The sequence below is a fragment of the Vaginisenegalia massiliensis genome (genome assembly GCF_900604935.1).
Lineage (GTDB): Bacteria > Bacillota > Bacilli > Lactobacillales > Aerococcaceae > Vaginisenegalia > Vaginisenegalia massiliensis.
Genome location: NZ_UWPC01000007.1, coordinates 1 through 24,692, shown reverse-complemented (window position 1 = coordinate 24,692; position 24,692 = coordinate 1). Strand labels below are relative to the sequence as shown.

Genomic DNA, 24,692 nt, shown 5'->3' with positions numbered 1-24,692 from the left:
AGATGAAATTTACATATAATCAGAAAGAATTATTAAGTGGTCAAGCGACGATACTTTGCGGCATTATTAATGTAACGCCTGACTCCTTCTCAGATGGAGGTCAATTTTTCCAAGTGGATAAAGCCGTGGCTCGTGCCAAAGAGTTAGTGGCTGATGGTGCGACGATGTTGGATATTGGCGGCGAATCCACCCGGCCAGGATCAACTTATGTTGAGATTGAAGAAGAAATCAACCGAGTAGTGCCTGCGATTAAGGCCATCAAAGAGGTCGTGGATGTACCGATTTCAATAGATACTTGGAAGAGTCAAGTAGCTAAAGCGGCTATCGAAGCAGGGGCGGATATTGTGAATGATATTACCGGCTTCTTGGGTGATCCTGAGATGGCGCAAGTGGTCAGCCAAACCCAAGCGGGAGCCATCCTCATGTTCAATCCGGTTATTGTGCGACCAAACCATCCAAGTTCTAAGATTTTCCCAACTTTTGGCGGTCAAGGTGTCTTTACCGATCAAGAGATGGCAGCATTCGAAACCATGGATATTGTGGAGTTAATGAAAGCTTATTTTGTTAAGAGTCTAGCTTTGGCTGATCAATACGGTATCGCAAAAGAACGGATTATGTTGGATCCAGGCATTGGTTTTGGTTTGACCAAGAAAGAAAACTTAACGTTGATTAATGAAATTGATGTTATTCGCCAAATGGGTTACTTTACTTTCCTTGGTGTATCTCGCAAACGGTTCATTATGAATATCTTAAATGAAGTTGGTTTTGAGACAGACTTTGCGACGCCAGAAGGAAGTATTAACCGTGATTTAGGTTCAGCCTTCTTGACCTCTCTTGCAGCGATTAAAGGGGTGGAAGTCTTGCGTGTTCATACAATCAAGCCGCATTTAATGGCGACGGCGATTGCTGATAGTGTACGACTTTCGCGTCAAATGGATGATGTAAACTTTAAAGCTTATAAATAACTGAATCAATTTAGAGCTCGGTTGAAGGCCCTCCCAGTCTTCGACTGAGCTTTTTTTGGTGTTCAACTGATTTGTTGCCATTAATTTTGGTTAAATATACTGTCAAAAAGGGTATTATCCGACAATTAATAAAATCATATTGCTAGCAATATGTATATCCGATTGAATTTTATATCACAATATAAATAGGGTGAATTCAACTTTTTTATGACCTTAACATACAATTAACATAAAATTTACACTAAAAATCTTATATATTTTATTTTGCTTGCTATACGGATAAAAATAGTATAATTTTGTAGATAGATTTAACTAATGCTCCTAGGAGTAGACGGGTAATTCTGGATATGAAACGAATAGAGGATGGGTCATTATGATGAAAATTGTTGAAAGCCGGGCCTTGCGAGGACCCAATTATTACCACCGTTTACCGATTATCTTTATGGCGCTAGATCTTCAAGAATTAGAGGATAAACCGAGCCATCTGGTTCCGAGTTTATTAGCAAATTTGCAAAGCATGATGCCTAGCCTTTATGAGCATACCTGTTCACCTAAAGTCAAAGGTGGCTTTTTCCAACGGGTCCAACGAGGAACATGGGCTGGCCATATTGCTGAGCACATTGCTTTGGAACTTCAACATTTAATCGGTCATGATGTGACTTTCGGCAAGACCTATACTATGTCACCCAAAGGTCACTATCATATGGTCTTTCGCTACCGCAATGAAGCCGTGGGCTTGCGGGCAGGCCAGATGGCGGTTGAGATGGTTAATCGCCTCTATCAAGGGCAAGTAACGGATATTGAACCTTTGTTAGCTGAGCTCAGAAAAGTCGAAACCGACTCAAAGCTTGGCCCATCTACTCAATCGATTGTCGATGCGGCTCATCAACGGGGCATCCCGACTACTCGCTTAAATAATCGGTCCTATGTACGTTTAGGTAATGGGAAATATCAACGCAAGATTGAGGCTACCATGATGGATGATACGTCTGCCTTAGGGGTATCTATTGCCGGGAATAAAGAACGGACTAAAGAAATCCTTGCTCAACATGGGATTCCTGTGCCACAGGGAAAAGCAGCTAGATCTTGTGATGAAGCGCTAGCGATTGCCAAACGGATAGGCTATCCTGTTGTCCTTAAGCCCTTGTCAGGGAATCATGGGCGCGGCGTTATCTTGAATATTCAAGATGAAGACGAATTACGTCAGGCCTATAAACAAGTCGGTCAACACTATAAGAAAGTTATTATCGAACAGTATTTAATGGGCTCTGATTTCCGTTTGTTAGTGATCAACTATAAATTCCAAGCAGCTGCCTTGCGTTGTCCAGCCATGGTGATTGGGGATGGCCAGTCGACCATTGCAGATTTAGTCGATCAATTGAATCAAGATCCACGTCGGGGTCAAGGACATGAGAACTTTTTAACCCAAGTAAACTTAGATGACGAATCACTCAATTTATTAGCGAGCCAGGGTTACCAACTGAACAGTGTCTTGCCACCCGATGAGAAAGTTTATTTGAAGGCAACGGCCAATATTAGTTCGGGTGGTACAGCTATTGATGTTACCGACATGGTTCATCCGTCCATAAAATTGATGGCGGAACGGATGGCGAGGATTATCGGCCTGAATGTGATGGGAATCGATCTTTTAGCTGAAAGCCTCGATCAACCTCTTAGCCAACAACGAGCAGGGGTGGTCGAAGTGAATGCGAGCCCTGGCTTCCGCATGCATTTGCAACCGAGTCAAGGTCAAGCGCGTGATATTGCCCAACCAGTGGTCGACATGCTCTTTCCCGAAGGGCAGCCGCATTCAATTCCGGTCTGTGCCGTAACAGGGACCAATGGAAAAACAACGACGACTCGTCTCATTGCTCATATACTAGCGAGGCAAGGTAAAACAGTCGGCCATACGACGACCGACAGTGTGATTATTAACAATACCACGATATTACAAGGCGATTATAGTGGACCGGCAGGGGCAGAAGCTATTTTTGCTGATCACACCGTGGATTGTGCTGTCTTAGAAGTCGCTCGTGGTGGCTTACTCCGCCGCGGTCTCGGTTTCAAACACTGTGATGTGGGCGTCTTATTGAATGTCTCATCGGATCATTTAGGTTTTGGCGGAATTGATACCCTTGATCAACTGGCTCGCCTTAAATCGGTGGTCACAAATTCAGTCAAGAAAGAGGGTTATGCGGTCTTTAATGCCGAGGATCCTCGCGTAGTCAGTCGGGCCGCCAAAAGTTTTGGTCAACCGATTTTCTTCGCAAAAGATCCACAGCATCCTGTCTTGGTCGACAATTTAGCCAAAGGGTATTTTAATGTCACGCTCAATGGTCATGATGTTATCTTGCAAAAACCCCTAGGGGATGTTGCTATTGGTAAAGTGCAAGAATTTCCAATTACATTTGATGGTCAAGCGAGCTTCAATATTGAAAATATCTTGGCCGCAGTAGCAGCGACTTATGCCATGGGAGCAAGCGAAGAAGAAATTCGTGCCGGCTTAATCAGCTTCAGTCCATCGATCGGTCAATCGCCAGGCCGGATGAATGTGATTGATGTGGGAGACTTCAAGGTTGTTATCGATTATGGACACAATCCGGCAGCCATTCGAGCAACAGGTCACTTCTTCCGTAGTATCATGCCAGGACGTAAGATTCGGGTGGCTTCGGGAGTTGGTAACCGCCGGACTGAAGATATCAAAGAATATGGCCAAGCGGTAGCGGGATTCTTTGATCATGTGGTTCTGTGTGATCCATGTTCCCGTATCCGTCCGTTGGGTGAAACCATGGACATTGTTAAAGAAGGCTTGTTAGAAGCCGGTCTTGGAGCTGATGTCATTGATGAATTTATCGATGAAAAAGCAGCCACTCACCATGCCCTAGCTATGGCTCAAGCCGGTGATTTAGTCGTGATTCAAGCTCACGACATCGATTGGGTGACGCAAACCGTATTGGAACTCAAAGAAGCCTATTTAGAGCAAGAAGAAGCTCAATATCAAGATGATCTAGCAAATCATTAATCTATATTTTAAAGTCTCAGTTGCATTCAAGGATGCGTATCGTTATTCGGTCACTTTCCTTGAATTTAACTGAGGCTTTTTCTTTACATAAAATTTACAGGACGGTCAAAGTTTACAAAAGAAAGCTCAATCTATACATTCAATTTACTTAAATAAAATATTAAAGTCTTATACTAAAGTTAAATTGAGCCTAATAGGGGGATATATGAAGAGAAGTCATTTGTTAACTCAATCTGCTTTTGTCTTAGGATGTGTCTTGGGTTTAGCCTTGGTTGATAACCCAGTTGGTTTGGCAGCTGAAGTAACAACAACGGCAGATGCTCCAGCTACTACTGCATCTGCGACGCCAACAGGAGAAAGTGTGGCTACAAGTCAAGCTTCAACTTCGTCAACTAACGAAGCTGTTACGACCACAGTCACAACTTTGGTATCTGAAACGGTGACACCAGCCCAACCTAGCGAACAAGCTGTTGATTTAGTATCTATTGACCAAGTTAACAGCCCGACCACACAATTGGATCCTACAGTAGATAAGAAAGTGGATAATCAGTTAGCGATTACCGTCATCTCTGATATTCATGTCTTGCCTGAAAACATGATTGCGGACAACGAAGCTTTTACAGTGGCGGTTAATAGCGACCGTAAACTATTTGAAGAAAGCCAAGCTGCCTTCCTCAAATCTCTAGAGCTAGCAGAGAAAAATGGTAGTAAGGCTCTTTTCATTACCGGTGATTTAACTAAGGATGGCGAATTCGAATCGCATACCTATGTGGCAGACCAATTAAAAGCTTTTCAAGCACGTAACCCACAAGTTCAAATTTTCCTAGTGCCAGGAAATCATGATATTAACAATGATGCGGCTATTAACTTTAATGGTGGGCCAAATGGTGGTCAAGCGGTACCAGCGACTAAGACTTCTCCGGCTATGTTTATGGACGTATATAAAGACGTTCTTAAAGGCGATCAATTCCAATATTACAAGGATTCAGCTGAGTTCTTAGCTTATTTAGAAGGCATCAACCAAGCGATTCCACGTATGCAAGACCATGAGTACTATGCTCAAGGTTATAATTCTTATGTGAAACGGATGGACATGGGCAGCAACCTCGGTCAAAATGGCTTGACCATCATCGGTTTGGATACCGCTCAATACTCAGCTGATACGACTAAGAATGGTCAGGACAATGTACAAGATACCGACGGACAAATTTCGGAGGCTCAAATGACCTGGTTAGTTCGTATGGCGGCTGAGGCACATCATCGCAATGACGTAGTGATGGTTCTTGCTCACCATGCCTTCATGCCACATTTCTATAAACAAGAAACCCTATTATCTCCTTATATTATTAAACAATGGAATCTACCCTTTATTAGTGACAATCCAGCTTTAAATGGGAAGACCCCTGCTGAAGTATTAGCTGATGCCGGCATTCATTATCTCTTTACCGGTCACATGCACGCGCAAGATATCGCTCAAAATAAATCAGCTGCCGGTAACTTGCTTTATGATATTGAAACCGGTTCGACGGTTTCGACACCTTCCCCCTTGCGTCACTTACTTTTAACCAATCAGATTGACGGTAAGACGTCTTGGTATGATTTGGACATTAAGTCAGAGTCAGTGGGAGCGATAACTTATACCGATAAAGATAAGCAAACGCTTCATGTGGATGGTTTAGCTAATCATGGACGTCATAATCTCATTACGCCAGAATTAGTTACCGGCATGATTAATGAAACCTTATCTTCTTCAGTCGGACAACTTTCATTATCAACTTTATTAGGTTTGATTTCACCGGACATAGCTAGCCAAGCTTCTCCTTCTGATGCCCTGGTTTATATGTTATCAGGTCTCTTAGGCGATAAGGCTAACCCAATTGTCAAAACAGTGGGTCCTGGTCAATTAACCCTTTATGCTGATGATATTACTAAAACACCGACTCCTGATTTGAAAATTGCCCTTGATTTGAAAGCTAGCCTCATGGGTTTCACTGTTGATGAACCTTTAATGATTAGCCACGCTAATGCGAGTCTCTTATTAGCAGATTTAATGAAACAATTCGACCAAGATGTTTTAGCCGATCAGGGTCAAATGTATCAATGGATGAATCAATTAGCTAGCAAATTATTAGATTATCAAATGGTTGTGGATAGCCAAGGACAGGCTAAAACCTTATCTGATTTAGCGAACTTCGCCTATATGGGTCACTTGAAAGGTGATGAAACACAGCCTGAATGGGTAACAGCTGCTGTTACTCGTTTGCAAACGGAAAATGTGGTAGCCGATATGTTGAAGAGTTTAGCGCCTGACTTAGCTGACATCCTCTTATCGGTTGCTAGCAAGTTAGACTACCAACAAGGTCAAGATCCATTAAATCCAATGTTATTACTTGAATTCGATAAGCCAACACCAGGACCATGGGATGACTTTGTTAAAGGGATGGTGGTGTCTGCTTTAGGGTCTAATGTGGCTGAAAGTTTGCAAAATGCTGGACTAAATCGTGATGCTTTGGCTAACTTGATTAGCCAAAAACTCGTTAATATGGAAGCTGTTCAAGCTAAATTATTACCGTTAAATGCTTTGGTGGCTAATGTTCTTGATGGCTTAACTCGTGAAGCCATCCCGACTTATCCAAATGCCTTTGTTGAGGATAATGCCACTCGTTTAACGGAGACCCTACCACTTTTAGAACTTCAAGCTAAATGGGTGACAAATGCTGACGGTCAATTAAATTTTGTTCATGATTGGCCAGCTGATCGTTTGAAGAATTCTCAATATTTCGTGAATGGTATTGAAGTTCCTGGATCAGCTTTGAAACAATTGAAAACGGGTGATCAAGTGATGGTGCGAGTTCAGTATCGTAATGAATTAGGCAACTTAATCACTTATATGACTCAAGTGTTCCAATATCAGAGCCCACAACATCAAATAGAAGAACTGATTGAAGTTACGACTCCGTTTGAAACATTAGTTCATGACAATGCCGAATTAGCTAAAGGAATTGTAAATATCTTAGTTCCAGGTCGCCAAGGTAAACAAACGATTAAACGAGTTCAAGTAGTGGATGCGAATGGTCAAGTAATTTCAGTGACCGAAACAATCCTTCAAGAAATCGAAGTGGTGGACCAAGTCATCGAAAAAGGAACCCAAGTCGCAAAGCTACCAAAGCCTAACCAAGTTAAACCTTTAGTGCCTGTAGCTGATAAGAAAACTAAGGCTTCAATCAATAAAGCGACCGTTCTAGCTGAACTGCCTAAAACAGGTGAGAAGCCTTCGACAATCCTCTTCGGTGGGGCTGCTTTAGCCATCTTGACTGGCCTGGGAATGATAGCTCTTGATCGCAAAGAAGACAAGGAAGTCAAGTAAGATTTATGAAGATGAGTCGCACTTTGGGGCTCATTCCTGTAAAGTGAGACATCAATGGGTGATTTTAATGAGAGTTGACCTGTAAAAAATCTAATGCAAATAGCCGACAAAGTCATAGAACTTTGTCGGCTATTTAAATTTTATGATATAGAAATACCTAACTAATTATCAAGTGGATTGATAATTAGTTAGGTTAAGAAAATTAATTACCTAAAAATTGTTTAATCCCATTGAGTAGACCAGGGATTAATTTTTGTTGGTAAGATGGAGTAATTAATTTTTGGTGCTCGTTCCAGTTATCAAGGAATCCTAATTCTACTAATGCAGCTGGAACATTGGTATTTCTTACTACGTGTAGATTTTGAGCACGAGTACCTAAGTTACGGGCACCTGTCGCTTTAATTAGGCTATCTTGAACTACTTGGGCTAACCGTCTTCCTTCGATGAATTTGCTTTGTGGGAGGTAAGAAGGAGCTACATATCCCGGTATTTCTTCAGATTTATCGTGGAATAAAGTGACAATACCTGCAGCGGATCCAGCCTTTGAAGCAGGCATGGCATTATGGTGAATGCTTAAGTAAAGATCAGGCATAATTGAATTTGGTTCGTACTGACGAGTTGTTAATTCAACTGTCTTATCAGTGGTTCGAGTCTCATAAACGATATAACCCATCTCTCTAAGTTTAATTGCTAATTGGGTAGAAATGTTCAAGTTAAGGTTTTTTTCATATTTACCAAAATTGACAGTTCCTGTTTCAGTTCCACCATGACCTGCATCAAGATAGACAACTTTCTTATTAATTGGAACTTGAACGGTTGCTTTCTTAGGAACATATCCGATAATCGCTCCGTTTTGCTTAATTTCGAGGAATTTATTACCTTGTTGATCAACGATTTCTTTGGAAACGTTGAAACGTTGACCAAATAGTTTGGTAACTGGGGTAGTTGCAGAGTTGCTTCCAGTGAATTTAGTTCCAAGTAGCATTTTGTCAGTAACGCCATTTAGCTTCACATCATAGTTAACAGTATATTCTTTTAAGCCATTTGTGGTAGTAGTGACAGGAGTTGTAGGTGTGGCAGGTGTAGTAGGAGTAGCAGGTTTAGTAGGTTTAGCAGGTGTTGTTGGTTTAGTTGGTGTAGATGGTTTAGCAGGATTTGCCACAACTTTATTAGGATCAGAAACAATCATTTTCGTGTTGGTGTACACGTAATTGTTTGGCATCTTATTCCAAGCCCTTAATTGTTCAATAGTCACTCCGAATTGTTGAGCAATCTTGTAAAGATAACCGCCTTTTTGCACCGTATAAGTTTTAGGTGCAGACGTCGATGTTGTTGGTTTGGTAGGTGTAGCCGGAGTAGACGGTTTAGCAGGTGTTGCTGGTTTAGTTGGTGTAGTAGGAGTAGCAGGTTTAGTAGGTTTAGCAGGATTTGCTACAACCTTATTAGGATCAGAAACAATCATTTTTGTGTTGGTGTACACGTAATTGTTAGGCATTTTATTCCAAGTTCTTAATTGTTCAATAGTTACTCCGAATTGTTGAGCAATCTTGTAAAGATAATCGCCTTTTTGCACCGTATAAGTTTTAAGTGTAGCAGTAGGTGATGTTGGTTTGGTAGGCGTTGTTGGGGTTGTAGGTTTAGCTGGTGTAGAAGGTTTAGCAGGATTTGCCACGACTTTATTAGGATCAGAAACAATCATTTTCGTGTTAGTGTACACGTAATTGTTAGGCATCTTATTCCAAGTTCTTAATTGTTCAATAGTAACCCCAAATTGTTGAGCAATCTTATAAAGATAGTCACCTTTTTTAACTGTATATGTTTTAGGTGTAACAGCAAGTGTTGTTGGTGTCGTTGGTTTAGTAGGTGTTGAAGGAGTAGCTGGTTTAGTTGGAATGCTTTGTTTAACAGAAGGCATTATAGGTTTTTGTAATGAATTTTCGAACACATTCGCTTGTTTTAATTTGGCAACGTATTCTGGGTTTAAACGATACCAGAATGTTGGACGATCAAATTTAACAGCATATCCATTGATTGGCGTAGTTTTGATACCATTAAATGAAGGCGAGACATAGGTCATATGAATAATACTGTTAGAGTCTAATACCAGCCCTGTGTGACCCAAAGCACCTTTGTTATTTTCTTTATATCCAGAGATGAAGATATCACCGAATTTAATTTGGTTTCTTGAGATAGGTGTTAAAAGATGATTTTCTTGGGCAAAAAGTGTGGTAGTATCACCTAAAACAGTTTCTTTAGGAAGGTATCCGCCTTGAATTAATGCAGCATACAATGCACTAGAACAATCATAAGTTTTGCTACCCCATCGTGCTCCCCATGACTGGTAGCTAGTTGATGATTCGTGATCTTTAAACCATTTAACGACTTGGTTCAAATCCGGAGTAGTGCGTGTATAGTTTGGTTTAACTTTCGCAGGATCAGAAACGACTAAACGGTCTCCAGGGAAAGTATTAGCTAAAACTAATTCATTCCATTTCTTCAATTGTTCTACACTGATACCGTATTTTTTGGCAATTGAAGTAGGGGTATCTCCTTTTTGAACACTATGAACTTTAAGTGCATTGCTAACTTGGGTAGGGATAGTAGCAGCTTTGCCTGGATCTGAAACAATCATTTTAGTGTTGGAATAGACAAAGTTATTGGTCATTTTGTTCCAAAGTTTAAGTTGCTCAATCGTTACACCGAATTGTTGAGCGATTTTATAAAGGTAGTCACCCTTTTGAACAGTGTAAATTTGGGGGTTAACTGTGGCTGCAGCTTTGAGGGATTTATTTTCAATAGAAATAGCTTTGGATTGGTGGCTAATGGTTTGTTTAACTGGAGTAATTGTGTTTTCGGTTGTTGGGGATTCTGTTGTGTTTTCTTTAACTACAACAGTAGTAGATGATGTTTCGCTAGCTACAGTCGTTTCAACTTGCTCGCTAGTCACAACTTCTGCAAGGTTAGTGCTTGTTTCACTAGCTAAGGTAGGTTCTGTTGTGATGATTTCTTGGCTTGATGGATTTGAAACCAATTCTTCAGTGACTTGGGACGATTCGATTGTAGAAATTAAAATGGAGCTTTCTTCTGCAAAAACTTGAGGGGAAGTTGCTACAATTAGGCTTAAGGTTGCAACAGAAAGAGCTATCCATTTTCCTTTGCTCTTGTGTAAAACGATTCGATCCATAATATTACTCCTTGTATTGTTAAATTTTTATAAAGAAATTTTACCATTAACAAGAAAAGAATTAAAGATGTTGTTCGACATTTGTTGTCAAATTTTAATTTGATTGATATATAAAATCAAATAAATAATCACAAGTTAATTTAAACCAGAAATGAAATTCGGTTTTATAGAACAATTGTCGAGTGATAAAAAGAGGTTTAGAATATGGATTTCTTTGGAATAATAATGAAAAGATTAAGAAGGGCGCTAGAAAAAAGATAATTTGATATAATAAAAAAAGCTGGCAATCAATTGAAGGCCAGTTTTGTCGTTTTAGGGTGGATTATTTTTAACGCAGAAAGTTATCAAACGCTATAAGATGCCCATGCAGCGTGGCGGCCAGCGACGGTTCCGGTGACGAAAGCTGCGGTAATGTTGTAACCACCTGTGTAGCCGTTGATATCCAGTAGTTCGCCACAGAAGAAGAGTTGAGGCATGAGTTTGGACTCCATCGTCTTGGGTTGAACTTCTTTAACCGAGACGCCGCCCCCAGTCACAAAGCCTTTTTCAATGGGAAGACTACCATAGGCGGTCATCGGGAATGCCTGAATATGAGTCAGGAGGTTTTGAACTTGTTTGTGAACTAATTGTTTGTATGGAGTGGATTCGTCTATCGCGACGCATTGGCAAATGGCTTGGGCCATTCGTTCGGGCATCCACTGTTTGAGGATGGTCAAAATTTGCTTGTCCCGTTGACCCTCGGCTTGCTCTAAGAGAGCCTCTTGACTCAGATTGGGTTGTAAGTTGAGACTTAGGCGACAGCTATCAGTCCCGGTCTCTCGTAAATAGAGATTGACGTGGCCGCTACAACGCAAGATAGCTGGCCCAGAATAGCCAAAGTGGGTAAAAATCATGTCCATTTGGTGAGTGACAATGGGCTTGTCCTTATCATCCCAAACGGTGACGGCCACATCTTGTAGCGAGAGTCCTTGCAAAGTCTTCTGACTGATTAGTTTATCGTTGGATAATAGCGGAGATTCAGTCGGGTAGAGGGGTTCAATCGTATGACCGGCTGCCTTCGCCCAAGCATAGCCATCGCCTTCAGCCCCAGTCTTAGGATAGGCGCGTCCACCACAAGCCAGAACGATGGACTTACCATAAATCGTCTGACCTGCTTTGGTTTTGAGGCCAATCACACGAGGATTGCCTTCCTTATTAAATAGGAGACAATCTACCGGCGTATCGGTTAAGATAGTCACTCCCAATTGGTTTAAGGTTTGCTCAAGGGTTTCCAATATGGTGCGTGCTTTATCCGTCACCGGGAACATGCGACCATGATCTTCTTCTTTGAGGGCGACGCCCTTGTCTCGGAAGAAGCGAATGATATCTTCCTGATCAAATTGATTAAGGGCAGAATATAGAAATTTACCATTGCCAGGAATATGTTGGACCAAAGCTTCGCGGCTTGTTCGGTTGGTTACATTACAACGCCCACCGCCTGATAAGAGGAGCTTGCGGCCTAATTTTTTATTTTTTTCTATTAAGAGTGTGCGGACTCCTTCTTGAGCTGCATTAATGGCAGCCATAAGACCGCTAGATCCACCACCGATGACGATGACATCATATTGGTCAATTTGATTCATGATTGGGTGCTCCTTTCGAGGATGACTTGCTATACTGTCTCAGTATAGCACAGACTCAGTGAGGCCGTCAGAGTTTGGTTCGTTTTGTTGGCTTAGAAAAGGTCCCGTCTCTGGTCAATAGGGGCTACAATTACACTTATTAATTAATATAGAAAAAAGAGCACCTTCACTTGGATTGGATGAGTAGGGATTAGGTTAGCTGAGCTGTTTCGGGATTCGGAAAGTTAGGGGCTAGAGGCTATCGATAACTTCCTTACATTAGCTCTGAGACATGGATAGCGTACCATATCGTTTGTGAAAAACAGGTCGAGAAAGTTATTGTCTGGAAGGGGAAATTATTTAATACAAGTGGATATTATTTTTGCTAGTGTATTGACATTTGTAGTCGGTCACGGTATTATGATAAACGGTATTGTTTGCCCCACTAACGAGCCCCGGAAACTCAATAGTAATGTCAAACAACTAGATTTATAATTGGAGGAAATTAACGTGCGTACAACATACATGGCTAAGAAAAACGAAGTTGAACGTAATTGGGTGCTTGTAGACGCGACTGACGTGCCTTTAGGTCGTCTTTCAACAGTGGTAGCATCAATCTTACGTGGTAAAAACAAACCTACTTTCACACCACACGTGGACACAGGTGATTTTGTCGTAGTAATCAATGCTGATAAAGTTGCTTTAACAGGTAACAAAGCATCAGATAAAATGTATCACCGTCACTCAGGTCACCCAGGAGGATTGAAATCAATCTCTGCAGGTGCTTTACGTGAAAAAAATTCACAACGTTTGGTTGAATTATCAATCAAAGGTATGCTTCCTGACACTCGTTTAGGACGTAAACAATTTACAAAATTACACGTTTATTCAGGTGCTGAGCACGATCACGCAGCTCAACAACCAGTTGAATTAAACATTCAAGAATTAATTTAAGGAGGGAACAATATTGGCTACAGCACAATACTTAGGTACAGGTCGTCGTAAAAACTCAACAGCTCGTGTACGCTTAGTGCCAGGAACTGGTGTCTTCACTGTCAATGGTAAAACATTGGAAGAATACATCCCATTCCCTCACTTACACGAAGTAATCAAACAACCATTCGCAGCTACTGAAACTTTAGGTTCATACGATGTTTTAGTAAACGTTCGCGGTGGTGGCTTCAACGGTCAATCAGGTGCTATTCGTCACGGAATCGCACGTGCTTTATTAACTGTTGATCCTGATTTCCGTTCAGCATTGAAAACAGCTGGCTTACTTACTCGTGACTCACGTATGGTTGAACGTAAGAAACCAGGTCTTAAGAAAGCTCGTAAAGCAAGTCAATTCAGTAAACGTTAATATTTTTTACAGAAAGAGTATCTTAAAAAGATACTCTTTCTTTTTTATATTTCTGTATTTATAAGAATTTACTTTATAGAATATTGTTGCCACTGTTGAAAGTACTTAAGCGAAGTGAATACTTATTTTATTGAAAATAAAATGTGTCATAAATTTACAACAAAACGAATAAAGTAGATGTTTCCTAAAAAGATCTGTTCTCTATATATTCAATTACTTATAAAGGGCTTTCTTGTGTGTTAGAGTCACATGATCAAATAAAATAGAATTAATTACTGGATTGGATTAGGTTAAGTAGTGGAAATCTAATTTGCCAGAAATATTTCGGAGATTTTACTCCTTTTGATTATTCAAAATTATGTCAGGTAGTTCTTTTTCAAAATAATAAGTGTAGTGTGGAAAATATTCATGATAAGGAGTTAGTTAATGAAGTCAAATAAATTCAAATTAATAAGTATAATTTCAATATTTGTAATTTTTAATTTTTTTCAATATCGATGGTCTTTGGAAAATAGGACAAATGAACTTAAAATTAAGGAAGAAGAGAGAAAAGTTGAAAAAGTGATGAACATTAGGCAGGAAAATGCAAAGGAACATCTAAAAAAATATAGAGATAGTATTCAAAAATTAAAAATAGAACATCCGAATTTTTATTATGATGATATATTAGAAGAGTTAGATAGTTATGAATATCGGCTAAGAGGTGAAGATAACGTTCATTTTTATGATAGTTCTTTAGAAGATCTAATGAGAGAAGCTAACTATCGTCATAAAGATCCGCACTTGATAAAATTAGCAGAAGAACAAGGAAATTTGAATGAATAATGATTTACTATATTTATAAAGTATGAAATTCATACCATGAATGGTCATTTAAGAGTTTATAAAAGAGAAAGTGTTGCTAGACATTTTAAGATCAAACCTAATAAGTAGTATCTTAAAGTAGTTTAGATTAAGAATTATAGAAGAAAAATTTAGTTTAAAAATAAAGGGTATTACTATGTCAACAATATATACTACAAATGAATGGAATGTTTATAGAAAGCAAAATTACTATTGGCATGAGTATAGAATAGAAGGTAGTGTGGTTGTGAAATATTAATGTCATAGATATAAGATTTATGACGACGATGAAAATAATTGGGAATATGATGAACGGATTGAAGAATCATGGACATTAGAAAATATAAGTATGCCAGAATGGTTAAAAAATAAACTTTATTATTTAGCTATTGCTATTATTAAATGATTGGGTGTGAATTATATGAAATACTTATACAATGCTGTAATATATTTTTTGCCTCTGATATTATATATAATTTCATGTTTAATAAAAAAAGATACATACAAGATCAGAATAATTAGGCACAGAATTTCTGCTTTAATGGAAATGCATTATATAGCTTTATTTTTCATGGGTATTGTCTCATACTTTTCAAGTGGGTATATTTTTATTTGGAATAGTAATGAAACTTTTCAAATTATGTTTAATAGATATTTACAGTGCATGTTCTTTTATCAGTTAATTAATGTTTTAGCTGTACAAATTAATAAGCATATTTTTTTATACTCTTGCTTAAATTTAGAGGAGTCTTTGAACGCTATAGAGTTTCAACTTTCAAATGAATTAGTCACGACAGAGTTTTTTATTAGTGCTTTTTTTGATGAAGTAGTACAAAATGATGGTATTTTATTACATCCTTCGCATAAAAGAATTATGGAGAAGTTAAAATTTTCAAAAAATAAATCCGAAAAGGAAGAGGTGATAAGGTCAGCGCGTTCTTCCATAAAGTACCAAAGAGATAAGTTAAATACCCTCTGGCTTGGTGGAATACTTTTCAATCCCTTAAGAAATATTGGAAATGAAAAAGAAGATATCCAATCTCTTTTTTATAATTTTCAAAATCAAAGTAGTTGTAATGAAGTAAAGACTGAATAATCTTGATGAGGCAGTTTGCCTTTTTTAGTTTCGAGGGGCTGGGAATATATAGTAATAACTTTCTCTACTTCGAAAGTTAATATGACTTATAAACACTCATATTAACTTATAGCTAATAATTTTATGCGTTATAGTTATGAATTTAAATCATTATGTGTAGAGATGTATTATGAGGGAAAGTATCCCGAAACACCTATCGGTCTTACAGACAAAGAATTTCATAGACAAGTTCGCAAATGGGTCCGTTTGGTCGATGCGAATGGGTTAGACTCACTCAAACATAAGAGGACGAATAAACGGTGGACAATTGATGAAAAACTCTTTCTAATTAATCAAGTATTAGCTGGAAATTCATATAGTTCAGTGGCCATTTTTGCTGGCATTAACTCGGGTTTGTTGTATCAATGGGTTAGAAACTATAAAATAAAGGGGTATACAGGACTTAAGAATTCTAAACAAGGTAGACCACCCAAGGAGCCCCATATGATGAAAAAACAAAATACTACCCCCTTAACTGAATCCGAACGTGAAGAACTCATTCGCCTTAGAGCTGAAGTGGATTATATCAAAGCGGAAAATGCTGTTATAAAAAAAGAAATGGCCTTGAGACACGAAAAATGGGCTGCGCAACTCAAGGCGAAAAAGCAGCGATCATCAAAGAATTACATCAAGAAGGATACCAACTAAAGTATCTACTACGCGCAATGAAGCTCGCTAAATCGACCTATTACTTCGAATTAAATAAAGTCGATAAAGTTAAAGAGAAGAATCTCCCCTTAGAACAAGAAATCCGTGCTATTTTTGAAAAACATCAAGGAAGATATGGTGTTAGACGCATTTATCATGAACTAAGAAATACGGGGATAATCGTGAATCACAAACGTGTTCAGAGACTCATGCATCACATGAACCTGTTCGGTAAACGACCGAAGGAAAAATATCACTCATATAGAGGTCAAGTGGGTAAAGTAGCCAGTAATATTATTAATCGAAACTTTTCAGCTAGTGCTCCTTTTCAAAAATGGGCAACGGATGTATCTCAATTTACTTTTCCGTGGGGTAAATGTTATTTATCACCTATCCTTGACATGGCGACCAATGAGATTATGGCTTACGATCTCTCGTCCGCTCCAAACATGAAGCAAATAACCAATATGTTAGATCAAGCCTTTACTAAATATCCTAATTTAAATGGATTAATCTTTCACTCTGATCAAGGATGGCAGTATCAACATAAATCATTTCGTATGCGCTTAAAGGCACGCGGAATAGTTCAATCCATGTCACGAAAAGGGAATTGTTATGACAATAGTATTATGGAAACTTTTTTTGGCAGGCTGAAGAATGAGTTATTTTATGGACAAGAAAAAAACTACCACTCATTCGACGAATTCAAATCAGCGGTAGCCACATATATCGACTATTATAATCATGAACGTATCCAAGAGAAAACAAAATGGATGCCCCCTGTTAAATTCAGGATGGCATCCATGGCTTAGAAACTACTATAAATCAATGTGTCCAGGATTCTGGGTACATATCAATTCCTAGGGGTATTTTTGTGGAAAAATAACAATAATTTCAATCTTTTTGTGTGTTATTCAAATAATCTTTCAATTATAATATGTTCAATTGAAAGAGGTGGAAAATATGTTTACACACTTAATTACGACGATCATTAGTCAATACGGCGTCTATGCCTTTGCTGTCTTTTTTATTCTTATTTTTGTTGAAACAGGATTGGTATTTATGCCTTTCTTACCGGGTGATTCTTTATTGTTTATGGCGGGGACTTTTACAGTAACTAGTCATATTCATCCGTTATGGATTATTCTCTTGTTTTCGCTAGCAGCAATTGCGGGCGATGGATTAAATTTCTTTTTGGGCAAAACTTATGGAACCCGATTGTTGTATCGTCCATGGGTTCGGCGTTTTGTCAAGGATCAGCATATTGAACGTGCTGAGCAATTCTTTAAACGTTATGGTAATAGCGCGATTTCTTTGGGCCGGTTTATGCCAATCATTCGAACCTTGATTCCTTTTACCGCAGGAATTGGCAAAATGCCTAACCGTCAATTTGTTTTCTTCAATATTGTGGGTGGAATCATTTGGGTGACGATTGGTATTTTGGCGGGTTATTTCTTTGGCTCAATCAGCTTTGTAAAACAACATTTTGAAATGATTATGCTCGCAATTGTTCTCGTGTCCATTAGTCCCATGCTTTTTGCTGGAATCAAATCATGGTGGTTACAAAGCCGCTTAGGAGAGATTAAAGAATGAACTTGATCAAATCATGGCAAGAGAAAGGCTTTAAAGGATTATGGCGCGATCTGCCCCTTTCTTTTCTATTATTTTCAGGTTTAATAATCTTTTTTGCTAAATTAGCTAATGAAATTCGAGAAAAAGAGACCTTACCTTTTGATGTTGCAGTCTTAAAATGGATCCAACAATGGCACTCCACAACGCGAAATATTTGGGTTGTCAACTTGACTAATACTTCAGGAGCAATCGGCATGTTAATCATTATGCTAGCCGTTCTGTTGTATCTAGCACGGAAAAAAGACTTTCAGCGGGTAGGTTTCTTCTTATCTGCTATGGGTGGGACTTTTATCTTGAATTTGGTGTTGAAGCAGCTGTTTCAACGTAATCGGCCCATGTTATGGCATGCGATTGTCGTTGAGAAGTCATTCTCCTTTCCGTCAGGTCATGCGATGGCAAGTTCTGCACTTGTATTTAGTCTGCTGATTATGTTTGCCTTAAGCAAACGTCGTTATGGCTTAATAACTTTTGGTTTGTTATATATCCTAGTTATTGGCTTTACCCGTCTTTATTTAGGGGTTCATTATCCAACAGATATTGCAGGAGGCTGGTTAGTTTCACTTGCTTGGGTTACCTTAGTGGCACATCTTTTCAATCGTCACGGTCATGCACCTTGGCAATAATATATTCGCTATCCAATTCGGTATATTGAGTGGATAGCTTTTTTCTTAGGTGTGGGTGTATTTTCCTTGGGCAAATTGATAGGGTAGGCTGAGGGATTGTGCTAAGATGAATTTGATTTTATAGAAAGAGGTAGGTAAGAAAATGGCCAAATTATTACAACCGGTGGATATTGCTGGTTTAAACTTAAAGAATCGGGTGGTTATGCCGCCTATGTGTATGTATGCTGTTAGCAAGCAAGATGGTAAGGTCACGCCATTTCATCAGGCGCATTATGGGGCCAGAGCGATTGGACAAGTAGGGCTTATTTTTCTTGAGGCAACAGCTGTCAGTCCAGACGGTCGAATTTCAAATCAAGATTTAGGCTTGTGGTCGGACGATCACTTAGATGGGATGGGTCAATTAGTCTTTCAAGTTCATCAAATGGGTAGTCGGATTGGAGTGCAGTTATCCCATGCCGGCCGCAAAGCGAAGGATGCTTATCGACCTCTTTCTCCTTCAAGTCTAGCTTTTAGTTCGGATTATCCAACCCCACATGCAATGACTTTAGATGAGATTAACTCAGTGCAGGTTGCATTTGTCGATGCAGCTAAGCGGGCACAAGTAGCGGGTTTTGATGCGATCGAGATTCATGGGGCGCATGGCTATTTAATTAATCAGTTTTTAGAACCGGCTACAAACCAACGCCAAGATCAGTATGGAGGCAGTTTAGACAATCGATATCGATTCTTAGGTGAGATCGTTCGGCAAGTACGCGAAGTCTTTACTGGATCTCTATGGGTTCGCCTATCGATGACCGCTTATCTAGAAGATGGCCAACAAAATTCCCTTACAGACTACCAACAAATTGGACAGTGGCTTCAAGCAGATGGCGTGGACTGTTTGGATATTTCGACGGGTGGTCTGGTGAATCACGGCCCTAATATACCGGTATATCCTGGCTATCAACTTCCGTTTGTTGTAAAAATGAAAGAAGCTGTTGATCTACCGGTTGCGGCGGTCGGTTTCCTTAATCGACCTGAATTAGGCGAGTACCTTTTACAAACGGGCCAAGCAGATTTGATTATGGTGGGGCGCAGTTTGTTACGTCAATCTAACTGGGTGACTGAAGCAGCGATAATACTACGAGAATCGGACTATAACCCTTATAATGATTCCTACCGCCGCGGGATGAACTGATTAACAGCTAGTTTCAAATTCTTTCAGTTAAATATGGAGCATAAGTCAACCTATTGAGGTTGGCTTTTTTTAAAGCTACGTTCTTGACAAAGATAGTGTAGCAATATACAATACATTTAGTTATTTAGCTAAATGACTAAATGTATTGTGTGAAAGAAGAATCAAGATGGAAAAAATTAAGATTAAGAAATATTTACTAGTTGTTTTTGGAATTTCATGGTTTATGCAAGGGCTTGCCCTCGTATGTCATAATCCAACACTCTTTCAAATAATTCTAGCTATTATGATGTGGATTCCAGGGTTATGCGTTTTAATTCTAAAGGAGCCGATTAATAAACTAGGATGGAAACTAAAATTTAAGCAGAACTGGAAATATATAATAATGGCTATATGCGGACCTGTTTCGTTAGGAATTCTAGGTGTACTTATATTTGGGTTAATATTTCCAGATAGTTTGGATTTTTCGGAAAAACATTTACTAACGATTTTAGGCAAAAATCATGTGCAAACATTATTAAAGAAAGGCATGAGTGTTCAAAATTTTATTGTTGTGATGATTATTCAAAGTACTTTCCTAGCGCCTTTGATTAACCTGTTATTTGCTTTAGGAGAAGAAATTGGATGGCGTGGATATTTGTACCGGAGGTTAAATCAGTTATTTAATCAAAATACTGCACGATTAATTGGTGGCTTGATTTGGGGAATTTGGCACTGGCCAATAATCATTTTTGCAGGCTATGAATATGGTTTAGAATATTGGGGAAGCCCATTTTTAGGACCGATAGTTTTTTGTTTATTTACTATTTCAGCAGGTTATTTGCTCGATTATCTTTATATCAAAACACATTCGATTTGGGTGCCATCGCTTGGGCACGGAGCCATAAATGCTTTTGTATTTCCGCTTAACTTTTTATCACCACTAAAGACACATTTACGAATTTGGGGTCCATTGCCTATGGGATTGATTAGTATGTTGCCATATATATTAGTGACAATTTGGCTAGCTAGCAAATCTGGGTTTAGTGACACTAAATCAGTTCAACGACAAAAAGCTTCCTAGCTTACTCTTTTTGAGTAAGCTATTTTTTTTACTCCTCAACACATGAATATTATTTCATATGAAAAGGTAAAGATACTTATTTTTGAATTAAACAATCAAGCCGACCATTGAATAACAAGCGGAGATAGGTATACTAAAGGAACATATTAGATGAAGGCGAGGATGACAAGATGAATACATTCAAGAAAATAGGCTTGATTGCCTTAATATTGGCTAATTCAGTTAGCGGAATGAGCATAGTGGAAGCAAAAGATGAAAAGGTTTTGACTAGTAAATATCCAGCACAAGTTCAACATGAAGGACAGGCTATTAAAGGTGGCACACTTAAAATTGCCTTTGTCGGCGAAGCTTTCTCTGGTGTCTTAAATCGCTTGTATGCAGACAACTTAGGCGACCAAACCATTATAGAGTATTTTAATCCAGGCTTATTCGGTTATAATGAAGCTTTTACCATTGATGATTCGGGTTTTGGTCGCCTCAAACTTGATCAAGAGGCGAAGACGGCCACGATTACGATACCTCAAGGACACAAGTGGGATGATGGTCAAGCCATGACCATAGATGATGTTATCTATCCCTATTATGTGATTGGACACCCGGATTATACTGGTATTCACTATAGTGAATCCTATCGAAATATCAAAGGAATGGAGGATTACCATCAAGGTAAAACCAAGCAAATTAAGGGAATCGAAAAGGTCGATGATTATACGGTTGTTATTCATTATCAGAAGATGGATGCTTCCATGTTACAAGTGGATGGTGGCGTGAGTAACCTCATTGAACCTAAACATATCTTAGAAAAGATAGCTATTAAAGATTTAGAAGGCAGCCAAGCGGTTCGGACGCAGCCAGTGGGCTTTGGCCCCTTCAAAGTGGAGTCTATTTCTGCCGGTGAGGCCGTGAATTTTAAAGCGAACCCTTACTACTATCGGGGAAAACCTAAGTTGGATGGGGTTTTGCTTGAAGTGGTTAACGAAGACACCGTTATTGAAGAGATGAAACATGGTAATTATGATTTAGCTAGCTTGCCATATTCCCAATTCGATCAATTTAAAGATGCTAAGAATTTCTCGATTGCAGGTCGAATTAATAATACTTATACCTATCTTGGTTTTAAGCTAGGTAAATGGGATAAAGCCAAAGGCCAAGTCATCCCTGATCCTAAAAAGGTTCAAGTAAATAAAGCCTTACGTCAAGCCATGGCCTATGCGATTCAAACCGACAAAATTGCGGAGACCTTCTATGGTGGCCTAAGAACGCCAGCGAACACAGTGATTTCGCCTAACTTTAAGGGTTATTACCAGGCAGATTTACCAGGTTATCAATACAACCCGCAAAAAGCCAAAGAAATCTTGGCCAAAGCCGGCTTCAAAGACCGTGACGGCGACGGCTTCGTCGAAGACCCAAATGGCAAAGCCTTTAAACTTAACTTTGCCTCATCAGCGGGTGGCGATACGGCTGAGCCGGTAGCTATGTATTACCTGCAAGCTTGGAAAGAAATTGGCGTGAATGTGGCCTTAACGGACGGTCGATTAATTGACGGTAAGAACTATTATCAACGGATTGAAGCCGACGATCCCAAGATCGATATCTTCATGGGTGGTTGGTCACTGGGGGGTAATCCGAACCCTCAAGCATACTATGGTAGTAAAGAAGCCTTCAACTATATTCGTTGGTCAGACAAAGAAAATGATCGTTTGCTAGCTCAAATCAATTCACCGGCGACCTTTGACCAAGCAGCTCGGACCAAAGCGTATGCTGACTGGCAATCCTATGTCATGGATCAAGTTCCCTTAATCCCGCAGATGTATTCCAACGGGCTAATGGCCGTTAATAAACGGGTGAGCCATTTTGATTATTCTTTAGGAGCAGAGATGGAATGGGAAAAGGTGACCTTGTTAGCTGACCAACCCCAAGCCGAATAGTATTGAAGGTTTAGAATTTATCAAACTTAAGCCTTAGAGGGGACGGCTACTTGTTATGCAGTTATAATAGAAAGCAAGTAAGCTTGAAGGAGTTACGAATATGACCGATAAAATTCAATCAGTGGCAGACTATCTTAAGCAATTACCCGCTGAACGTCAGTCCGTCATTCAAGAACTGAGACGGGTTATCCAAGCTAACCTGCCGCAAGAATTTGAAGAACGCTATCAGTATCAGATGATTTCCTATGTGGTTCCGCGGGATCTTTATCCACCAGGTTATCATTGTCAACCGGAAGATGAGCTGAGCTTCCTATCTCTGGCTAGTCAAAAACAACATATTGCTATCTATCATAATGGTATTTATATGTTCGACCAGGTCCGCGAGTGGTTTTTAACCGAATATCCCAAATATATGACTACCAAACCCGATATTGGTAAATCATGCATTCGATTTCGCAATATGAAGACAATTCCTTATGAATTGATTGGCCAATTGTGCCAAAAAGTCACCTTACAAGAATTTATCGATCAATATGAAGCGCGAAATACAAATAAGTAGAAGAGAGGACAGCCCTAAAATTAAGGGCTGCTTTTTTAAATGTTCTATTGCGTGGATAAAAAGAATGTGATATCGTTATGGTAACAAGTTACCATAAAGGAGAGAGTCATGTTTAGTCAAGAAATGAAAGAATTATTTGGCTTATTATTTATTGTCGAAAATCGCTTAACGACAGCCTGTGAGAAGATTCAAACTGAAATCAGCATGAAGCAATGGCTTTTATTGGCCTTAGTGATGACGCAAGCAGATAGCCAAACTTTGACCGAGCTGGGGAAGCTCATGGGATGTTCGCGACAGAATATTAAGAAGTTGGCCCTTGCCTTGGAACAGAAGGGTTTAGTTCAGTTAAAAGAAGGGCCCCGAAAGTCTTATGATATTCAAGTTTTGCCAAAGGCTTATGAATTGGCTGACCAGATGGCGCTTAGACATGAAACAACTTTACGTTTATTATTTTCTGATTTTAGTCAGCAAGAAATTCAAATCTTTCATCGCTTATATAGTAAGTTAGAGATCAACATCAAGAAAGTAGAGGACTATGCCAATGAGATGGATTAAAGTATTGAGTGGAATTATGCTAATCATATTGGCTGTATTAATTTGGGTTTTTGCTTTTAAATCCGCCCTGGTAAAAGAGTATGAACATGATGTTGCGCAATTTGGCTTGCAAAGTCAGCCGACTAATCAAGATAGGATTAGGCCTGAGGACTATCAAAATCTTCCTACATTAATTCAGAATTATCTTAAACAAAGTGGTCTCATTAATCAGCCCAGAATGGATGCCATGGATGTGCGCTTTAAACATGTTCTCTTCAAAATGGCTCCCAAGCAAGGGCAAATGTGGATTAATTATCGTATTGTTAGTCAAGTTCAAGACTTGAATCGGTTAGCATTGATAGAAGGCTCCCTTTTTGGTATCCCTTTTAATGGCTATGACTATATGAGCCCGGATAAAGCCTTTATGAAGGGGGAATTGGCCAATCATGTCACCCTCTTTAATCAAACGGGATCAGACCTTGTCATTGGCGAACGATTGACATATTTATCGGAAGCTTTTCTTATGCCCCCCGCCTTGTTAAATTCTGCGATTAAGTTTGAAACGCTTAATAATCATCAAGTAAAGGGGACCATTAGTTATCAAGATCAAGATTTATCGGGCATTTTTAGCTTCAATGATCAAGGCCAAATGGTAGAATTTGTAACCGACCAACGGCCCTACATGGATGCTAAAGGACACGTTCACCAATATAAGTGGAAAGCGGAATGCTTAGACTATCAACGTGATCAAGAGGGACGCTGTTTACCAACCCGTTTTAAGGCTTCGTGGTTGATTGATGGTCACTACTTCAATTATTTTAATGGTAAGATTGACCAAGTTAACTATTTGTACAAACCGTGAAAAGAGTATAGTAAAAAATAATAGACCTTTAGCAGAAATGACTGGCTAAGGGTCTATTACTTTTATTACAACGTAATAAAACCACCCGTTTTACGGGTGAGCTGCCAAGAGCTTTAGCGTTAAAAACTCCTTTCGATTATACTTAAATGTGGCTACCAACCGCATTAAGATCGAAAGGAGTTTTTCTATGTC

Annotated in this window: 19 protein-coding genes; 17 read left to right on the top strand and 2 right to left on the bottom strand. The window is 39.2% G+C overall.

Annotated elements, in window-relative coordinates:
* Positions 1-2 precede the first annotated feature (2 nt).
* The 3 genes from folP to EIH20_RS05800 all read left to right on the top strand — a co-directional run bounded on the left by folP (position 3) and on the right by EIH20_RS05800 (position 7,354).
* Positions 3-965, top strand: coding sequence for a dihydropteroate synthase (gene folP, locus EIH20_RS05810; RefSeq protein WP_241152394.1), 963 nt, complete (start codon positions 3-5; stop codon positions 963-965).
* Positions 966-1,338: 373 nt separating this feature from the next.
* Positions 1,339-3,987, top strand: coding sequence for a cyanophycin synthetase (cphA, locus tag EIH20_RS05805; RefSeq protein WP_206424111.1), 2,649 nt, complete (start codon positions 1,339-1,341; stop codon positions 3,985-3,987).
* Between the two features lie 205 nt (positions 3,988-4,192).
* Entirely contained in the window at positions 4,193-7,354 is a 3,162-nt protein-coding gene (locus EIH20_RS05800) for a metallophosphoesterase (protein ID WP_124058685.1), read from the top strand.
* A 202-nt stretch (positions 7,355-7,556) separates the two neighbouring features.
* On the opposite strand, the gene EIH20_RS05795 is transcribed toward EIH20_RS05800, so the two are convergent.
* Both EIH20_RS05795 and EIH20_RS05790 read right to left on the bottom strand, forming a co-directional pair.
* Positions 7,557-10,538, bottom strand: a complete 2,982-nt coding sequence (locus tag EIH20_RS05795) for a LysM peptidoglycan-binding domain-containing protein (RefSeq protein WP_124058683.1) — start codon at positions 10,536-10,538, stop codon at positions 7,557-7,559.
* A gap of 344 nt (positions 10,539-10,882) precedes the next feature.
* Positions 10,883-12,151: a BaiN/RdsA family NAD(P)/FAD-dependent oxidoreductase gene (locus tag EIH20_RS05790; RefSeq protein WP_241152398.1), complete on the bottom strand. Its 1,269-nt coding sequence runs from the start codon at positions 12,149-12,151 to the stop codon at positions 10,883-10,885.
* A gap of 498 nt (positions 12,152-12,649) precedes the next feature.
* Here EIH20_RS05790 and rplM point away from each other — a divergent pair, with 498 nt between their 5' ends.
* The 14 genes from rplM (at position 12,650) to EIH20_RS05715 (ending at position 24,500) form a co-directional block, all read left to right on the top strand.
* Positions 12,650-13,093 carry a 50S ribosomal protein L13 gene (gene rplM, locus EIH20_RS05785; protein WP_124058679.1) on the top strand — a complete coding sequence of 148 codons (444 nt, stop codon included), beginning with the start codon at positions 12,650-12,652 and terminating at the stop codon, positions 13,091-13,093.
* A gap of 13 nt (positions 13,094-13,106) precedes the next feature.
* Entirely contained in the window at positions 13,107-13,499 is a 393-nt protein-coding gene (gene rpsI / locus EIH20_RS05780) for a 30S ribosomal protein S9 (RefSeq protein ID WP_124058677.1), read from the top strand.
* A gap of 426 nt (positions 13,500-13,925) precedes the next feature.
* On the top strand, positions 13,926-14,324 hold the full coding sequence (locus tag EIH20_RS05775) for a hypothetical protein (protein WP_124058675.1): 399 nt from the start codon (positions 13,926-13,928) through the stop codon (positions 14,322-14,324).
* Positions 14,325-14,883: 559 nt separating this feature from the next.
* Positions 14,884-15,438 (top strand): hypothetical protein, encoded by a 555-nt coding sequence (locus tag EIH20_RS05765; protein ID WP_124058673.1) that lies wholly within the window; start codon positions 14,884-14,886, stop codon positions 15,436-15,438.
* 123 nt (positions 15,439-15,561) lie between these two features.
* Positions 15,562-16,125, top strand: coding sequence for a helix-turn-helix domain-containing protein (locus EIH20_RS08560; protein ID WP_164470885.1), 564 nt, complete (start codon positions 15,562-15,564; stop codon positions 16,123-16,125).
* The gene (locus EIH20_RS05755; protein ID WP_164470884.1) at positions 16,056-16,937 is read left to right on the top strand and encodes an IS3 family transposase; all 882 of its coding nucleotides are present in this window, start codon (positions 16,056-16,058) and stop codon (positions 16,935-16,937) included. The genes EIH20_RS08560 and EIH20_RS05755 overlap by 70 nt, the downstream gene beginning before the upstream one ends.
* Before the next feature lie 151 nt (positions 16,938-17,088).
* Positions 17,089-17,718, top strand: a complete 630-nt coding sequence (locus EIH20_RS05750) for a DedA family protein (protein WP_124058671.1) — start codon at positions 17,089-17,091, stop codon at positions 17,716-17,718.
* Positions 17,715-18,380, top strand: coding sequence for a phosphatase PAP2 family protein (locus EIH20_RS05745; RefSeq protein ID WP_124058669.1), 666 nt, complete (start codon positions 17,715-17,717; stop codon positions 18,378-18,380). Before EIH20_RS05750 ends, EIH20_RS05745 begins: the two co-directional genes overlap by 4 nt.
* Before the next feature lie 142 nt (positions 18,381-18,522).
* A complete protein-coding gene (locus tag EIH20_RS05740; RefSeq protein ID WP_124058667.1) occupies positions 18,523-19,557 on the top strand; it encodes an NADH:flavin oxidoreductase/NADH oxidase in 1,035 nt (344 codons plus the stop codon).
* A 166-nt stretch (positions 19,558-19,723) separates the two neighbouring features.
* Positions 19,724-20,617 (top strand): CPBP family intramembrane glutamic endopeptidase, encoded by an 894-nt coding sequence (locus EIH20_RS05735; protein WP_124058664.1) that lies wholly within the window; start codon positions 19,724-19,726, stop codon positions 20,615-20,617.
* Between the two features lie 170 nt (positions 20,618-20,787).
* A complete protein-coding gene (locus EIH20_RS05730) occupies positions 20,788-22,545 on the top strand; it encodes an oligopeptide ABC transporter substrate-binding protein (protein ID WP_124058662.1) in 1,758 nt (585 codons plus the stop codon).
* Positions 22,546-22,645: 100 nt separating this feature from the next.
* Entirely contained in the window at positions 22,646-23,104 is a 459-nt protein-coding gene (locus EIH20_RS05725) for a DUF1801 domain-containing protein (protein WP_124058660.1), read from the top strand.
* 108 nt (positions 23,105-23,212) lie between these two features.
* Positions 23,213-23,659, top strand: a complete 447-nt coding sequence (locus EIH20_RS05720) for a MarR family winged helix-turn-helix transcriptional regulator (protein ID WP_124058658.1) — start codon at positions 23,213-23,215, stop codon at positions 23,657-23,659.
* Complete coding sequence (locus EIH20_RS05715) at positions 23,646-24,500, top strand: DUF6544 family protein (protein ID WP_124058656.1); 855 nt, start codon at positions 23,646-23,648, stop codon at positions 24,498-24,500. Before EIH20_RS05720 ends, EIH20_RS05715 begins: the two co-directional genes overlap by 14 nt.
* Positions 24,501-24,692 lie beyond the last annotated feature (192 nt).

Bases quoted from the DNA above. Each gene is read 5' to 3' on its own strand.
- folP (WP_241152394.1), top strand. From the start codon at position 3: ATGAAATTTACATATAATCAGAAAGAATTATTAAGTGGTCAAGCGACG.
- cphA (WP_206424111.1), top strand. From the start codon at position 1,339: ATGATGAAAATTGTTGAAAGCCGGGCCTTGCGAGGACCCAATTATTAC.
- EIH20_RS05800 (WP_124058685.1), top strand. From the start codon at position 4,193: ATGAAGAGAAGTCATTTGTTAACTCAATCTGCTTTTGTCTTAGGATGT.
- EIH20_RS05795 (WP_124058683.1), bottom strand. From the start codon at position 10,538: ATGGATCGAATCGTTTTACACAAGAGCAAAGGAAAATGGATAGCTCTT.
- EIH20_RS05775 (WP_124058675.1), top strand. From the start codon at position 13,926: ATGAAGTCAAATAAATTCAAATTAATAAGTATAATTTCAATATTTGTA.
- EIH20_RS05765 (WP_124058673.1), top strand. From the start codon at position 14,884: ATGGAAATGCATTATATAGCTTTATTTTTCATGGGTATTGTCTCATAC.
- EIH20_RS08560 (WP_164470885.1), top strand. From the start codon at position 15,562: ATGCGTTATAGTTATGAATTTAAATCATTATGTGTAGAGATGTATTAT.
- EIH20_RS05755 (WP_164470884.1), top strand. From the start codon at position 16,056: ATGGGCTGCGCAACTCAAGGCGAAAAAGCAGCGATCATCAAAGAATTA.
- EIH20_RS05750 (WP_124058671.1), top strand. From the start codon at position 17,089: ATGTTTACACACTTAATTACGACGATCATTAGTCAATACGGCGTCTAT.
- EIH20_RS05745 (WP_124058669.1), top strand. From the start codon at position 17,715: ATGAACTTGATCAAATCATGGCAAGAGAAAGGCTTTAAAGGATTATGG.
- EIH20_RS05740 (WP_124058667.1), top strand. From the start codon at position 18,523: ATGGCCAAATTATTACAACCGGTGGATATTGCTGGTTTAAACTTAAAG.
- EIH20_RS05735 (WP_124058664.1), top strand. From the start codon at position 19,724: ATGGAAAAAATTAAGATTAAGAAATATTTACTAGTTGTTTTTGGAATT.
- EIH20_RS05730 (WP_124058662.1), top strand. From the start codon at position 20,788: ATGAATACATTCAAGAAAATAGGCTTGATTGCCTTAATATTGGCTAAT.
- EIH20_RS05725 (WP_124058660.1), top strand. From the start codon at position 22,646: ATGACCGATAAAATTCAATCAGTGGCAGACTATCTTAAGCAATTACCC.
- EIH20_RS05720 (WP_124058658.1), top strand. From the start codon at position 23,213: ATGTTTAGTCAAGAAATGAAAGAATTATTTGGCTTATTATTTATTGTC.
- EIH20_RS05715 (WP_124058656.1), top strand. From the start codon at position 23,646: ATGAGATGGATTAAAGTATTGAGTGGAATTATGCTAATCATATTGGCT.